This window comes from Microbacterium sp. 22303 (assembly GCF_052045265.1).
Classification (GTDB): Bacteria; Actinomycetota; Actinomycetes; order Actinomycetales; family Microbacteriaceae; genus Microbacterium.
Map to the genome: position 1 here is coordinate 476,393 of NZ_JBQEOQ010000002.1, position 13,350 is coordinate 489,742.

The following is a 13,350-nucleotide window of genomic DNA, read 5'->3' on the forward strand; positions in this document are numbered from 1 at the left end:
GTGATGTCAACAGTGTTGACAGGATTGATGTCCGAACCGATGATGAGGCGTGCCACGCGTGGCACGATAGAGAGCGGAGAGGGGCGATGCCCGTGAAGAAGAGCAGCCGGATCGCAGCCGTAGCAGACGGCGGGACGGCGTCCGTGCGCGCCCGCCTCGACCCCGAGACGATCATCGCCACGGGTCTGGAACTTGCCGCGACCCGCGTGACCGTGATCTCGGTGCGCGAGCTCGGAGCGCGCCTCGGCGCGGATCCGACCGCGATCTACCGGCACTTCCGCAGCAAGGACGAGCTCATGCGCGCTCTGCTCGACGAGGTCACGATGCGCGCCCTGAACAGTGTCGACGTGCCTGTGGAGGACTGGCAGGGTCGGCTGCGTGCCCTGGCCACGGCCACGCTCGACCTGTACTCCGAGTACCCCGCGGTGGGTGCGGAGGCGACCACGTTGACCACGCACGGACCGGGTGAGCTCGGCGCGATCGAGCTCATGCTGCAGGCGTTCACCACGGCCGGCCTGAGCGCCTCCGACGTGGTCCGGCATTATGCGCTGCTGGCTTCGCACGTGCTGTCCACCGCCGCCGGCATCGCCAGGGCCAGGGCCGTACGCGATGCGGACGAGGTCGACGGGCCGTGGTTCGATGAGCCGCCGCTCGCGGATCCGCGCCGATACCCGCTCCTCGCCCAGAACACCGTGGCGCTGGCGTCGCTGCGCGATCGGGAGCTGTTCTTCCTCGGCGTGGATCAGATCCTCGACTCCGCCGAGCGCGCCGCGGGCTGAGCGCGCCGCCGACTATGGCTGGCGGCCCCGCGCTGTGGCAGGCGGCCCGCGGATCCATCTCGTTCAGGTCGCAGTTTCTGCTCCGACCGGGGGCCTGGAACAGCAGAAACTGCGACCTGAAGCCGCGTGGTTGTAACGATCTGCACATCATGTGACGATCCGCATGCGTGTTGACGTGGATCCGTGCGCTGATCGTCACAACGTGTGCGGATCGTGACAGGACGGATCTGAGCGTGTCGCCGGCGGAGCTCGCGGCAGCCAGAGGGTGCCCCCGGCTAAGGGCGCACGCGGCTAAGGGCGCGCCGCAGTCTGAGCACGCGGCAGCCAGAGGGCGCGGGTCAGGTCCATGTCGCCGGATCCCCCTTGCTCACTGGTCGCGAATTGCGGCTTCGCGTGCGTGAGAGGCGCAATTTGCGACCAGCGAACGGGTCTCCGGATCCGGACTTGCGTGGTGACTAATTTTGTGACAAAACTAGTTCGCGACGGCGAGGGCGCTGGGAAACGGGAGTGGATCGATGCGGATCGGAATCATCGGCGCGGGGATCGGCGGGCTCGCCACCGCGCTCAGCCTGGAGGCCGCCGGCTTCCGCGATATCACCGTGCACGAGCGCACGGACGAGATCCGCGGGCTGGGCGTCGGACTCAACCTGCTGCCGCACGCGATCCGCGAGCTGACCGAGCTCGGTCTGCGTGATCGTGTCGAGGCGCTCGGCATCGCGCCCGAGACCCTCGTCTACATGAACCGCTTCGGCCAGCACATCTGGAGCGAGCCGCGCGGACTCGCCGCCGGCTACCGCTGGCCGCAGCTCTCCGTGCACCGCGGGCGGCTGCAGCTCGCCCTGCGCGACGCGGTCGTCGAGCGACTCGGCGATGTGATCCGGCTCGGCCATCGCTTCGTGGCCGCCGAGAGCGGCGATGACGGGTCCGAGACTGTGCACTTCGCGACGGCGGACGGCGAGGTCGCGGCGACCTACGACCTCGTGATCGGGGCCGACGGGATCCACTCCGCCCTGCGTGCGCTGCGCTACCCGGCCGAGGGCGCACCGCCGTGGAGCGGGCTGACGCTGTGGCGCGGAGTCTCCGAGGCCCCGGTGCTCGTCGACGGGCGCACCATGATCATGGCGGGCGACGGCGAGCAGAAGTTCGTCGCCTACCCGCTCGGCGCCCCGGAGAACGGCCGCCAGCGACTGAACTTCATCGCGGAGCGGCGCGGCATCGGCCACCCCGACGCGGACTGGAACCGCTCGGTGGATCCGGGGCCCATCGCCGAGCTGTTCGCGGACTGGGTGTTCGACGGACTGGATGTACCGGCGATCATCGCGAATGCCGAGGAGATCCTGGAGTATCCGATGGTCGACCGCGACGCGCTCCCGCAGTGGACATTCGGGCGCACCACCCTGGTCGGGGACGCCGCTCACGCGATGTACCCGAACGGCTCGAACGGCGGGTCCCAGGCGATCCTCGACGCGCGTACGCTCGCGTTCCACCTCGGCACCGCCGTGCAGCGGGCCACGGCGCAGCGCATGACGACCCAGGGCGCCACGGCGCAGCGCACGACGACCCAGGGCGCCACGGCGCAGGGTGATGCGATCGACGCGGCGCTCGCCGATTACGAGGAGGCGCGCCGGCCCGCGATGACCGCGCTGCTGGCCGGCACTCGCGCGACCGGGCCCGAGCGGGTCATGCTGCTCGCCGCCGAGCGCGCCCCGCAGGGGTTCACACGCATCGATGACGTGATCCCGCGTGCGGAGCGAGAGGAGATCGCGAACGCCTACAAGCGCGCGGCCGGATTCGACCCGTCGATCCTCAACGAGCGGTCCTCGCTCAGCGTCGGGGATCGGGCATGAGCGACCGGTCGCCCGCCGAGGGCGCGGACGCCGCCGCTGCCGCCGATGCCGCGCTGGCACCCGCACCCGGAACCGGCTTCGACGCGGAGAGCCGCCTCGCCGCGGTCATCTCCCCGCTGCGGCGCACCCTGCTGACCGCAGCGCGCGAACGCGGCGATCTCCCCGACATCCCCGATGCGCAGATCGAAGTGGTGCGCGCCCTCCTGCCGGCCTCGGGAGAGGCGGAGCGGGGCCCCGCCGAACTCGCCGAGGCGCTGCACCTGAACAGGTCCACCGTCAGCAACCTGCTCGGCGCGATGGAGGCCGACGGCCTCGTGCAGCGGCGCCGGGCCACCGGCGACGGCCGTCGCGTGGTCGTCGCCCTCTCGCCGCGTGCGATCGATCTGTTCGGACGCTTCGACCAGGCCGCGGGTGAGATCCTGCGGGACGCGCTGGGCAGCCTGGACCCGGCCGACCGCGCCGCCGTGGCCGCTGCTGTCCCGGCCCTCGAGCGCCTCGCCGCAGCGCTGCACGGAGCGGACCGATGAGCGACTTCTTCGCCGAGCTGCCGCAGCCCCGCTTCGAGCCGGCCTTCGACGTCACCGTTCACGTGGGCCCGCCGCGCGACCACGGCGTCACCTCGGCCGGCCACCGCCGGGTGGTGCCGATCCTCGGCGGGCGGATCGCCGGCGACCTCGAGGCCGAGATCCTTCCGGGCGGATCCGACCGGCAGCTGATCGCGCCCGACGGCACGATCGGCATCGACGCCGAGTACACGGCCGTCGCGGCTGCCGGACCGCTGCTCATCCGCACCCGCGGGGTGCGCGCGGGCTCAGACGAGGTGCTCGCGCGGCTGAGCCGCGGCGAAGCGGTGGATCCGGACGCCTACTACTTCCGCACGACCTTCGAGGTCGAGGCAGCGGCTCCCGAGTTCTCCGGGCTGCAGCGCACGCTGTTCGTCGCCGTGTGCCGCCGGGACGGATCCGAAGTCCGTTACCGGGTGCACCGGATCGCCTGAGCCGGCGGCTGCGGATCTCGGCGATGCGGCCTCAGGCCGGCAGCAGCTCCCCGACCAGCTGCTGGATCCGCCGGCGGATCTCGTCGCGGATGGGGCGGACCGCCTCGATGCCCTGTCCGGCCGGGTCGTCGAGCGTCCAATCCTCGTAACGCTTGCCGGGGAAGAACGGGCAGGCGTCGCCGCAGCCCATCGTGATCACGACGTCGGAGTCCTGCACGGCCTCCGTCGTGAGCACCTTCGGCTGCTCCGCGGCGATGTCGATGCCGAGCTCCGCCATCGCCGCCACGGCCACGGGGTTGATCTGCGTAGCGGGGAGAGATCCGGCGGAGCGGACCTCGATCCGGTCACCCGCGAACTCGCGCAGAAATCCCGCGGCCATCTGCGATCGGCCGGCGTTGTGCACGCAGACGAAGAGCACGGCAGGGGTGGCGTCGGTGGTCATGCTTCTCTCCTCGTTTCGGGTTCAGCCTACGGCGACCGGGCGGGCGCCGATCTGCAGGACGGGGACGGCGCAGCAGTTTTCACCCGCGGTGTCGAAGTCGCCGGATCCACCGCACACGCCGGTGCTCGGGAGTGCCAGCTCGTTGCGGTCCGCAGCCTCGTCATCTCCCGCGAGGTACGCGGCGACGCTGCGGACCTGTTCGTAGCCGGTGAGGGCGAGGAAGGTCGGTGCGCGGCCGTAGCTCTTCGCCCCGACGATGAAGAAATCGGGTTCCGGCTGCGCGAGCTCCCGCGCTCCGGTCGCGCCGACGGATCCGCACGAATGGATGTTGGGGTCGATCTCGGCTGCGATTCCCGCAACCGCCTCCAGGACGGGATCGAGGGCTATCCTCAGCTCGGTCAGGAAAGACGTGTCCGGCCGGAATCCGGTGAGCGCGAAGACGTGGGCGACATCGGTGACCTCGCGTCCATCGTCGGCCACGACGGTGATGCCGTCCGGGTGCGCGCGGAGCTCGTCCACACGGAACCCGGTGATCACCTCGACGAGACCCTTCTCCATGGCGCGGCGAGCCCGGGTGCCGAGCGCGGCGCGCTCGGGCAGGCCGTCGCCGGCACCACCGCCGAAGACCGACCCCACGCCGCCGCGACGGAGAACCCAGGTGACCCGGGTCCCTGGCTCCGTGCGTGCCAGATCGGTGAGGCGCAGCACGGCGTGCGCCGCGGAGTTGCCCGCTCCCACGACGAGCAGATGCTGCCCGGCCAGATGCGAGACGTCGTCCGGGATCCGGTACGAGACGCGTTCACCGATGGCACGCTCTCCGAGTGCGGGCACGCCGCTCGCGCCGGCCGGGTTGGGCGTCGACCAAGTGCCGGAGGCGTCGAGAACGGCCCGCGCGCGGATGTGGCTCTCATGGCCGTCGGCGTCGACCGTGTGCACGAGGAACGGAGTCCCGTGACGGCCGGAGTCCACGACCCGGTCGCGTCCGGCCCGGGTGATGCCCGTCACTGTCGCGCTGGTGCGGACGCGGTCGCCCAGCGCCGCCGCGAGGGGCGCGAGATAGCGGTCGACCCACTCGCGACCCGTCGGGTAACCCTCGGTCGGCGCGGCCCATCCGGTGCCTTCGAGCAGGCGATGCGCCGCGGCGTCGATGAGCTCCGACCACCCGGAGAACAAACGAACGTGCCCCCACTCCGAGACGGCGGCTGCTGGGGTCGCGCCCGCCTCGAACACGACGACCTCCTGCCCGCGCTCGAGGAGATGCGCGGCGGCGGCGAGACCCTGGGGGCCCGCGCCCACGACGACGACAGGCAGCTCTGACATCCGCACTCCTCAGGGGTCGGGAACAGTCTCAGATTGAAAGATGTGAATATGACTACGGTCCAATACGTATCGACAAATGTCAATACGTGAGAGGATGTCGTCATGACGCTCCCCGTGACCATCGTCGCCGACGTCTCCTGCTGCGTGACCGCGCGGGAGCCTCGGATCGCTGCCGACGAGGCGGAGCGCATCGCGCGGGTGTTCAAGGCGCTGGGTGACCCGACGCGCCTGAAGCTGCTCTCGCTCATCGGCGCCGGCGAGGGTGGAGAGGCGTGCATCTGCGATCTCACCGAGCCGGTCGGGCTATCGCAGGGCACGGTCTCGCACCACATGAAGCTCCTCGCCGAGGCCGGCCTCGTCACCCGCGAGCAGCGGGGCAAGTGGGCGTACTTCGCGATCGCCGAGGGCGCACTGGATCAGGCGGCGGCGTCGCTGCGGACGATCTGAGGGGGGATTCTCCAGGACTGGCGCGGGAGCGGATCCGATGATGCGCGGATCGGTCGTGAGCCGACGCGGTCGTGAGCCGATTCGGCGTCGATGCCGGACCGCTAGATCCGCCCGTCCTGACGGGGGATCCACACCTGCTTGATGATGATCAGGATCGAGGCGGTCACGGGCACGGCGATGAGGGCGCCGAGCAGTCCGAGGAGCGTGCCGCCGACGAGAGCGCCGATCACCACGAGCGAGCCGGGGATCGAGATCGCCTTGCTCATCACGCGCGGGGTGATGACGTATGCCTCGAACTGCATGTAGACGACGTAGACCGCGGCGAAGATCAGCGCCATGAGCGGTGAGGTGAACAGCGCGATGCCGGTGCCGATGATCCAGAACATCACGGAGCCGACGAGTGGGATCAGCGTGATGAGGAATGCGACCGTCGCCATGAGCGGCGGGAACGGCAGCCCGAGCACGAGGTACAGCAGGAACACGATCACGGCGTTGATGAACGCGAGGCCCACCATGCCCATCACGTAGCCGCCGACGGACTCGATGATCTGCTCGCTGATGCGGTCGATGCCCTTGCGGTCGCGGGCCGGCGCCAGCCGCAGCAGTCCCGACTTCATCGAGGGGAGGGTCGCGAGGAAGTAGAGGGTCAGCACGAGCACGATCAGCCCGCCCGAGATGCCCGTTGCGATGCCGGTCGCGATCCCGGTGCCGATCTGCAGCGCGCCGCCGCCGATCTGGGCGATCCGGGTCGGATCGCTGAGGAACTTCTGCACCTCGGTGACGAGATCCGTGAGGCCAACCCCGAACTGCCCCTCGAGCCATGCGTAGAACGTGGTGTGCGTGAAGTTGCGGATCGTGCCGGGGATCCCGGTGACGAATGTCGCGATCTGGTCGATGACGGTCGGCAGGATCGCGAGCACGATGACGACGAGCACGAGTGCGAGCGCCACGATGACGGAGACGACGGACCAGGCGCGGCTCAGCCCGTGCCGCTCGAGCCAGCGCACGGCGGGGTCGAGGCCGAGCGCGGCGAACAGCGCGAACGCGATGTAGATGAGCACGGTCGACAGGCTGCCCAGCGACAGGCCGAGCAGGATGGCGAGGAGGCCGCCGACGGTGGCGAGGAAGCCGAACCGGAACGGCTTGTCGATGCGGGTCCAGAACGAGGCGCGAGGGGGCGCTGCCTCGATGTACCTGGCCGGGGCGATGCCGGCGTCGGCGTCCGCGCCGACCTCGTCGGTCGGGGCGACGGTCGCGGTCGCGGTACTCCCGGTCGCGGCTGTGCCGGCGGCCATCGCGGCGGCGTCATCCGCCGCTTCCTCGGGGGTGCGCTCTTCGCGGGTCATGGCTTCACTGTAGAGGGCGGCGACGCGTTATCGTCGGAGGGTCCGCCCGTCCGCCGCTCGGTGAGGAGCCCCCATGTCCGACGCTGATCCCCGCACCGAACTGCTGCGACTGCGCGCCAGCATCGACAACATCGACGCCGCCCTCATCTTCATGCTCGCGGAGCGGTTCCGGTGCACACAGCAGGTGGGCGTGCTCAAGGCCGAGCACGACATGCCGGCATCGGATCCGGGCCGTGAGGAGCAGCAGGTCGCTCGCCTGCGCGCTCTCGCCGAGGAGGCGCATCTGGATCCCGAGTTCGCGGAGAAATGGTTCAACTTCGTCGTCGCGGAAGTCATCCGCCACCACACCGAGGCCGCCGGATCGCGCTGACGCGACGTCGTCGCAGCGGGCGTACGACGTGCTCGGCCGGTGGCCTCGGTGCGTGAAGCTCAGCCCGCGTAGCTCGTGTCGTTGACGGACTGCACGGTCCATGCCCCCTGTGCGTAGGTGAGGACGTTCACCGCGCCGTTCTCGAGCGGCCCCGGCACCTCGGCGCCGAGCGATTCCAGCAGACAGGTGATCGACATGCCGCTGGAGACGGCGAGGATCTTGCCGCCGTGGCGCATGGGCATCGTGCGATCGGTGGCCGCAGTGGTGAGCGCGTCGTTCATGCGGGCGGCGACCTGCGCCCAGGTCTCGGCGGGCAGCGTCTTGTCGGGGTTGCTCGCGACGAAGGCGTCGATGATGTGCTCCAGGGTGTCCAGTGGTCCCGCGGCGGCGAGCTGCGGGTACACGACCGACTGCTTCTCCCCCTCCCAGCCTCCGTAGGAGACCTCGCGCAGGCCGGCGACCCGGGTCGGGACGAGCGCGGAGCCCGCGGCGGCGAGGATCCCGCTCGCAGTCTGGAAATGGCGGGTCATGTCGGCGGAGTGTGCGGCGTCGAACCCGCCGATGTCCGCCGCGAGGTTGCGGCCGACGTTCGCCGCGGTCGCGACACCCGCGTCGGTGAGCGGGGAGTCGGACCAGCCCTGCACGCGGCCGGCCTGGTTCAGCCAGGTCCGGCCGTGGCGGACCAGGTAGACGGTGACCGTACGGTGCGGCTGCGCGCCTGTGGGAGCGGCGTTCGCAGGGGCGGCGGCCCCGGCGACGGCGATCGTGCCGGCGAGGGCGGCGCCTCCGAGCGAGAGCAGGGCGGTGCGACGGGACAGATCGGGCATGTCATCTCCTTTGATGGTGGGAACCCAAAAGCCTTACATCGTTAAGGATTTGGATCTTGAAAGCCTAGTGACATTCAGGTTTCGAAGTGACTACGGATCCGGCGGAACGGCGATCAAGGCGTGCATGCTTGGTGCATGCGGCGGGGGTGCGGAGCCTGGGCGGTCCGGAACAATGCGTGACGGAAAGTGATTGTTTTAGCGTAAGATCAATCACGGTCACGCACTCAGTGTCGACCGCAACCGCCGAGGAGGACGCATGACCGACCCGAACGAGAATCTCGCCCCCGGCGCTCACATGCGCGCCGAGCTCGACTCGCAGCCCGAGATGTGGGCGCGCGCGGCGGGCATGACGGCCGAGCAGGCCCTGCTGCCGGCGAAGGGCGAGCGCGTCGCCGTGGTCGGCTGCGGCACGTCCTGGTTCATGGCCCAGTCCTACGCCGCGCTGCGCGAGCGTGCGGGCTTCGGCATCACCGACGCCTACGCCGCGAGCGAGGCGTTCATGGATCGCGGCTATGACGCGGTTGTCGCCCTGACCCGCTCCGGAACGACCACCGAGGTGCTCGAGCTGGTCGACGAGCTCAAGGGATCCGGATCCGCTCCGCGCATCATCGGCGTGATCGGCGACGAGACCTCGCCGCTGGTGGGCATGGTGGATGACGCGATCCTGCTGCCCTTCGCCGACGAGCGGTCGGTCGTGCAGACCCGTTTCGCGACCACCGCGCTCGCGCTGTTCCGCGCCTCGCTCGGCGAGGACCTCACCGGGGCCATCGCCGATGCCCGCACCGCGCTCGCCGACGTGGATCCGACCCTCGCGGGCGCCGACCAGTACACCTTCCTCGGCCGCGGCTGGACGATCGGCCTCGCGCACGAGGCGGCCCTGAAGATGCGCGAGTCGTCGCAGTCGTGGACCGAGTCGTACCCGTCGATGGACTACCGCCACGGCCCGATCGCGATCGCCGCACCCGGCCGCATCACATGGCAGTTCGGCGCCGCGCCCGAGGGGCTGGACGCGCAGGTCGCCGCCACCGGCGGACGCTGGGTGCAGCACCCGATCGACCCGCTGGCCGACCTCGTGCGGCTGCACCGCGTGGCGCTCGACCGCGCGCTGGCCAAGGGGCTCAATCCCGACGAGCCGCGCAACCTCACCCGTTCGGTCATCCTCGAGGACTGAGAGCCGGCGATGACCACCCCTGGCGACGGCGTCGCGGTGAACGTCCCCCGCGCGCACGACGCGGCCGAGGCCGCCCGTGCGGTGCCCGACGTGCTCACCGATGCCTCGGGAGATCCCCTCGCGCAAGCGGCGGAGCTCGGCGCCGGATCCGCTGTGCTCGCGTTCGACGTCGGCGGCACCGACATCAAGTCGGCACTGTTCGACGCCGAGGGCGCCATGCTCGGTCTGCGTCGCACGCCGACGCCGGATCCGGGTCCCGACCTCCCGGAGCGGCTGATCGCCCGGCTGGTCGAGCTCGGCGCGCAGCTGCGCGAGGAGCATCCCGCGGTGGAGCCGGTCGCGGTGGGGCTGGTCGTGCCCGGCATCGTCGACGAAGTCGCCGGCATCGGCGTGTTCGCCAGCAACATGGGCTGGCGGGACGCGCCGATCCGCGCCCTCGCGGAGGAGGCGTTCGGCCTGCCCGTCGCGTTCGACCACGACGTGCGCACCGGCGGCTGGGCCGAGCACGTGCTCGGCGGCGCGCGTCCCTATCCGAACTCGATCGTGCTGATCATCGGCACCGGGATCGCCGGGGCCCTGCTGCTGGGCGGAGTGCCCTTCACCTCCGGGGGCTACGCCGGCGAGGTGGGCCACTCCCCGGTCGCCGACGAGCCGGTGTGTCCGTGCGGCGCACGCGGTTGCCTCGAGGCCATCGCCTCGGCGGGAGCCATCGCCCGGCGCTACACCGCCCGCACCGGCAACGCCGTGGACGGGGCGAAGGAGGTCATCGCCCTCGCCGCCGCGGGGGACGAGGCCGCGGCCGCGGTCTGGAACGAGGCGCTCGATGCCCTCGCCCTGTCGCTCGCGCAGCTCACCGCGGTCGTCGCGCCGCAGGCCGTCATCATCGGCGGCGGGCTCTCGCGGGCGGGCGGAGCGCTGTTCGACGAGCTGCGCGCGCGCCTGCGGGCCCGGCTCAGCTTCCACCGCATCCCGGATCTGGTTCCCGCGCAGCTGCTCGGCAACGCCGGGATCCTGGGTGCGGCGCTGCGTGCGAGGGGCCTCGCATGATCGTCACCGTCACGCCGAACCCGGCGCTGGATCTCACCTGGCATGTCGAGCGGATCGTGCCCGGAGGCACCCATCGCGCGGACACCGGTGTCGCTCGCGCGGGCGGCAAGGGCCTGAACGTGGCCCGGGTGGCGCACGCGCAGGGCGCCGCCGTGCTCGCGCTGGCCACTGCGGGCGGACCGACCGGCGACGAGTTCGCCGCCGAGCTGGCTTCGACCTCGATTCCGCACGAACTGGTCTCAGTGCAGGCGGCGACCCGCCGCAGCGTCGCGCTCGTCGACGAGCACCTCGGCGACACCACGATCGTGAACGAGCGCGGTGTGAACCCGACGGCGGACGAGTGGGATGCGCTGAAGGCCGCTGTCGTCCGGGCGCTGGCGACCGGGCGCTCCGTCCGCGATGCCGTCGAAGGATCCGGATCCGCGGATGCCGGTGCGACAGCTCCCGCCGGCACGAAGAGAATCAAGCCCGTCCTCGTCCTCTCCGGATCCCTTCCTCCCGGCGCTCCCGACGACCTGCTCCCGTCGCTCATCCGGATCGGCCGCGACGCCGGGGCGATCGTCATCGCCGACACGTCGGGGCCGGCGCTCCTGGCCGCGGCCGATGCCGGTGCGACCGTGCTCAAGCCCAACGCGGCGGAGCTCGCGGAGGCCACCGGCCTCGCCGATCCCATCGCCGGGGCGTGCGAGCTGCTGCACCGCGGCGCGAAGCTGGTCCTACTCTCCCGCGGGGCGGACGGGATGCTGGCCGTCACCTCGGACGAGGTCGTGCGCGCCCGCCTCGCCGAGCCGCTCGCGGGCAACCCGACCGGCGCAGGCGACGCCGCCGTCGCCGCGTGCGCCGTGCTGATGGCGCAGGGGGAGAGGAAGCCCACGGCGCTGCTGCGCCGCGCCACCGCGTGGTCGGCCGCGGCCGTGCTGATGCCGGTCGCGGGTGAGATCCACGCGTCGTGGCCCGAGCTCGAATCCGCCCTGATCGTCGACAGCCCTCCCTTGACGGCGCTGAGCCGACCGTCCGCCGAAAGGACACCCCGATGACCCTCGTCTCCGCCCGCGACCTCGTGCACGATGCGGCCCGCCGCGGTACCGGCGTCGGCGCCTTCAACGTGATCCACCTGGAGACGGCCGAGGCGCTGGTGGCCGCGTCGGCCCAGGCCGAGCTGCCCGTGATCCTGCAGATCTCGCAGAACTGCGCCGAGTACCACGGCGGACTCGAGCCGATCGCGCTGGCCACTCTCGCGGTGGCCCGGCGTGCGGCCACGCCGGTCGCGGTGCACCTCGACCATGCCGAGCGGCCCGAGCTCGTCGACGAGGCCATCGCGCTCGGGTTCGGATCCGTCATGTTCGACGGCGGCGCGCTCGACTACGCCGAGAACGTCGCGCTCACCGCACAGGTCGTCGAGCGCGCGCACGCCGCCGAGGTGTACGTCGAGGGCGAGCTCGGCGAGGTCGGCGGCAAGGACGGTGCGCACGCCCCGGGTGTCCGCACGGACCCGCAGGAGGCGCGCGCCTTCGTCGCCGAGACCGGCGTCGACGCCCTCGCCGTAGCCGTCGGATCCTCGCACGCGATGACCGATCGCACGGCGGCGCTGGACCTCGACCTCATCGCGCGTCTGCGCGAGGCCATGCGCGGCGCGGGAGAGGACGGAGTAGACGTGCCGCTCGTGCTGCATGGATCCAGCGGCGTGCCGGATGACGCGATCGCCGCCGCGGTGCGCGCGGGCATGACGAAGATCAACGTCTCCACGCACCTGAACGGGTTCTTCACCCGCGCGATCCGGGAGAGACTGGAGGCGGATCCGCGCCTCGTGGACTCCCGCAAGTACGTCGCTCCCGCCCGTGATGCGGTCGCCGGCGAGGCCGCGCGTCTGCTGCGCCTGTTCGCCCTTCAGGACGCATCCTGACCGGATCCGGAGCCTGCACATGAATCGCGCCAATCGCCTCACGGCGATCCTCGACCTGCTCGCCGCCCGCGGCGACGTGTCCGTGGAGGAGCTCGCCGAGCGCCTCGACGCCTCGGCCGCCACGATCCGCCGCGATCTGGACAGTCTGTCCGAGCGGCGCCTGCTCACCCGCACCCACGGCGGGGCGGTGGCGCAGTCCGTCGCGTATGAGCTGCCGGTGCGCTACAAGAGCCACCAGCGCACCTCGCAGAAGGAGCGCATCGCACAGGCCGCCGCGGCGCTCGTCTCGCCCGGCGCCGTCGTCGGACTCTCCGGAGGCACCACCACGACCGCGATCGCGACGGCGCTCGCGGCCCGCGAAGATCTCGCCGAGCACGGCCTCACCGTGGTCACGAACGCCGTGAACATCGCCGCGCAGCTCGCGACGCGCCCCGACATCAAGGTCGTGGTCACGGGCGGAGTGATCCACTCCCGCAGCTACGAGCTGGTGGGGCCGTTCGTGGAGCAGCTGCTCGCGGGCATCGCGCTGGACATCGCCTTCATCGGCGTGAACGCCGTGTCGGCCGAGGGGATGGCGAGCACGCACGATGAGCGCGAAGCGGCCGTGAACCGCATGATGGCGAGCCGTGCCCGGCGCGCGGTGATCGTCGCCGACTCGTCGAAGATCGGCGCCTCGGCGTTCGCCGCGGTCGGCGGATCCGACCTGTTCCCCACGCTGCTCACCGACGACGGCATCGCGCCGGACGATCGGAGCGCCCTGCGTGAGGCCGGCTACGACGTGGTCCTGGTGCCCTGAGCCGTGGTTCTCGCCGCGGGGGGCGCGAATCGGGAACGCACTCGCGCTCTCACGGAGG

General features: G+C 71.3%; 15 protein-coding genes. 11 read left to right on the forward strand and 4 right to left on the reverse strand.

Annotated elements, in window-relative coordinates; genetic code table 11:
- The first annotated feature begins 86 nt into the window (after positions 1-86).
- From ACTJI8_RS07920 to ACTJI8_RS07935, 4 genes are all read left to right on the forward strand, one after another.
- Entirely contained in the window at positions 87-779 is a 693-nt protein-coding gene (locus ACTJI8_RS07920) for a TetR/AcrR family transcriptional regulator (RefSeq protein ID WP_440732875.1), read from the forward strand.
- Positions 780-1,294: 515 nt separating this feature from the next.
- A complete protein-coding gene (locus tag ACTJI8_RS07925) occupies positions 1,295-2,626 on the forward strand; it encodes a flavin-dependent oxidoreductase (RefSeq protein WP_440732876.1) in 1,332 nt (443 codons plus the stop codon).
- Complete coding sequence (locus tag ACTJI8_RS07930; protein WP_440732877.1) at positions 2,623-3,153, forward strand: MarR family winged helix-turn-helix transcriptional regulator; 531 nt, start codon at positions 2,623-2,625, stop codon at positions 3,151-3,153. Before ACTJI8_RS07925 ends, ACTJI8_RS07930 begins: the two co-directional genes overlap by 4 nt.
- Positions 3,150-3,623, forward strand: a complete 474-nt coding sequence (locus ACTJI8_RS07935) for a DUF3237 domain-containing protein (RefSeq protein ID WP_440732878.1) — start codon at positions 3,150-3,152, stop codon at positions 3,621-3,623. The genes ACTJI8_RS07930 and ACTJI8_RS07935 overlap by 4 nt, the downstream gene beginning before the upstream one ends.
- Before the next feature lie 31 nt (positions 3,624-3,654).
- Here ACTJI8_RS07935 and ACTJI8_RS07940 read toward each other — a convergent pair whose 3' ends face one another.
- A complete protein-coding gene (locus tag ACTJI8_RS07940) occupies positions 3,655-4,065 on the reverse strand; it encodes an arsenate reductase ArsC (RefSeq protein ID WP_440732879.1) in 411 nt (136 codons plus the stop codon).
- Positions 4,066-4,086: 21 nt separating this feature from the next.
- Positions 4,087-5,385 carry an NAD(P)/FAD-dependent oxidoreductase gene (locus ACTJI8_RS07945; RefSeq protein ID WP_440732880.1) on the reverse strand — a complete coding sequence of 433 codons (1,299 nt, stop codon included), beginning with the start codon at positions 5,383-5,385 and terminating at the stop codon, positions 4,087-4,089.
- Between the two features lie 102 nt (positions 5,386-5,487).
- Here ACTJI8_RS07945 and ACTJI8_RS07950 point away from each other — a divergent pair, with 102 nt between their 5' ends.
- Positions 5,488-5,832 (forward strand): ArsR/SmtB family transcription factor, encoded by a 345-nt coding sequence (locus tag ACTJI8_RS07950; RefSeq protein ID WP_440732881.1) that lies wholly within the window; start codon positions 5,488-5,490, stop codon positions 5,830-5,832.
- Positions 5,833-5,933: 101 nt separating this feature from the next.
- On the opposite strand, the gene ACTJI8_RS07955 is transcribed toward ACTJI8_RS07950, so the two are convergent.
- The gene (locus ACTJI8_RS07955; protein WP_440732882.1) at positions 5,934-7,178 is read right to left on the reverse strand and encodes an AI-2E family transporter; all 1,245 of its coding nucleotides are present in this window, start codon (positions 7,176-7,178) and stop codon (positions 5,934-5,936) included.
- Positions 7,179-7,251: 73 nt separating this feature from the next.
- Between ACTJI8_RS07955 and ACTJI8_RS07960 the strand changes: the two genes are divergently transcribed.
- A complete protein-coding gene (locus ACTJI8_RS07960; protein WP_440732883.1) occupies positions 7,252-7,548 on the forward strand; it encodes a chorismate mutase in 297 nt (98 codons plus the stop codon).
- Between the two features lie 59 nt (positions 7,549-7,607).
- Here ACTJI8_RS07960 and ACTJI8_RS07965 read toward each other — a convergent pair whose 3' ends face one another.
- Entirely contained in the window at positions 7,608-8,375 is a 768-nt protein-coding gene (locus ACTJI8_RS07965; protein WP_440732884.1) for a histidine phosphatase family protein, read from the reverse strand.
- Positions 8,376-8,631: 256 nt separating this feature from the next.
- On the opposite strand from ACTJI8_RS07965, the gene ACTJI8_RS07970 reads away from it, so the two are divergent.
- Genes ACTJI8_RS07970 through ACTJI8_RS07990 form a run of 5 tightly spaced genes read left to right on the forward strand, consistent with a single transcriptional unit; the run spans position 8,632 to position 13,292 of the window.
- Complete coding sequence (locus tag ACTJI8_RS07970) at positions 8,632-9,546, forward strand: SIS domain-containing protein (protein ID WP_440732885.1); 915 nt, start codon at positions 8,632-8,634, stop codon at positions 9,544-9,546.
- 9 nt (positions 9,547-9,555) lie between these two features.
- Positions 9,556-10,593 (forward strand): ROK family protein, encoded by a 1,038-nt coding sequence (locus tag ACTJI8_RS07975; RefSeq protein ID WP_440732886.1) that lies wholly within the window; start codon positions 9,556-9,558, stop codon positions 10,591-10,593.
- Positions 10,590-11,630 (forward strand): 1-phosphofructokinase family hexose kinase, encoded by a 1,041-nt coding sequence (locus ACTJI8_RS07980; protein ID WP_440732887.1) that lies wholly within the window; start codon positions 10,590-10,592, stop codon positions 11,628-11,630. Before ACTJI8_RS07975 ends, ACTJI8_RS07980 begins: the two co-directional genes overlap by 4 nt.
- Entirely contained in the window at positions 11,627-12,496 is an 870-nt protein-coding gene (locus ACTJI8_RS07985) for a class II fructose-bisphosphate aldolase (protein WP_440732888.1), read from the forward strand. Before ACTJI8_RS07980 ends, ACTJI8_RS07985 begins: the two co-directional genes overlap by 4 nt.
- A gap of 19 nt (positions 12,497-12,515) precedes the next feature.
- Complete coding sequence (locus ACTJI8_RS07990) at positions 12,516-13,292, forward strand: DeoR/GlpR family DNA-binding transcription regulator (RefSeq protein WP_440732889.1); 777 nt, start codon at positions 12,516-12,518, stop codon at positions 13,290-13,292.
- The last annotated feature ends 58 nt before the right edge of the window (positions 13,293-13,350 follow it).

Coding starts and splice junctions, on each gene's coding strand:
- ACTJI8_RS07985 (WP_440732888.1), top strand. CDS start 11,627: ATGACCCTCGTCTCCGCCCGCGACCTCGTGCACGATGCGGCCCGCCGC.
- ACTJI8_RS07965 (WP_440732884.1), bottom strand. CDS start 8,375: ATGCCCGATCTGTCCCGTCGCACCGCCCTGCTCTCGCTCGGAGGCGCC.
- ACTJI8_RS07955 (WP_440732882.1), bottom strand. CDS start 7,178: ATGACCCGCGAAGAGCGCACCCCCGAGGAAGCGGCGGATGACGCCGCC.
- ACTJI8_RS07945 (WP_440732880.1), bottom strand. CDS start 5,385: ATGTCAGAGCTGCCTGTCGTCGTCGTGGGCGCGGGCCCCCAGGGTCTC.
- ACTJI8_RS07930 (WP_440732877.1), top strand. CDS start 2,623: ATGAGCGACCGGTCGCCCGCCGAGGGCGCGGACGCCGCCGCTGCCGCC.
- ACTJI8_RS07925 (WP_440732876.1), top strand. CDS start 1,295: ATGCGGATCGGAATCATCGGCGCGGGGATCGGCGGGCTCGCCACCGCG.
- ACTJI8_RS07960 (WP_440732883.1), top strand. CDS start 7,252: ATGTCCGACGCTGATCCCCGCACCGAACTGCTGCGACTGCGCGCCAGC.
- ACTJI8_RS07990 (WP_440732889.1), top strand. CDS start 12,516: ATGAATCGCGCCAATCGCCTCACGGCGATCCTCGACCTGCTCGCCGCC.
- ACTJI8_RS07970 (WP_440732885.1), top strand. CDS start 8,632: ATGACCGACCCGAACGAGAATCTCGCCCCCGGCGCTCACATGCGCGCC.
- ACTJI8_RS07980 (WP_440732887.1), top strand. CDS start 10,590: ATGATCGTCACCGTCACGCCGAACCCGGCGCTGGATCTCACCTGGCAT.
- ACTJI8_RS07950 (WP_440732881.1), top strand. CDS start 5,488: ATGACGCTCCCCGTGACCATCGTCGCCGACGTCTCCTGCTGCGTGACC.
- ACTJI8_RS07975 (WP_440732886.1), top strand. CDS start 9,556: ATGACCACCCCTGGCGACGGCGTCGCGGTGAACGTCCCCCGCGCGCAC.
- ACTJI8_RS07940 (WP_440732879.1), bottom strand. CDS start 4,065: ATGACCACCGACGCCACCCCTGCCGTGCTCTTCGTCTGCGTGCACAAC.
- ACTJI8_RS07920 (WP_440732875.1), top strand. CDS start 87: ATGCCCGTGAAGAAGAGCAGCCGGATCGCAGCCGTAGCAGACGGCGGG.
- ACTJI8_RS07935 (WP_440732878.1), top strand. CDS start 3,150: ATGAGCGACTTCTTCGCCGAGCTGCCGCAGCCCCGCTTCGAGCCGGCC.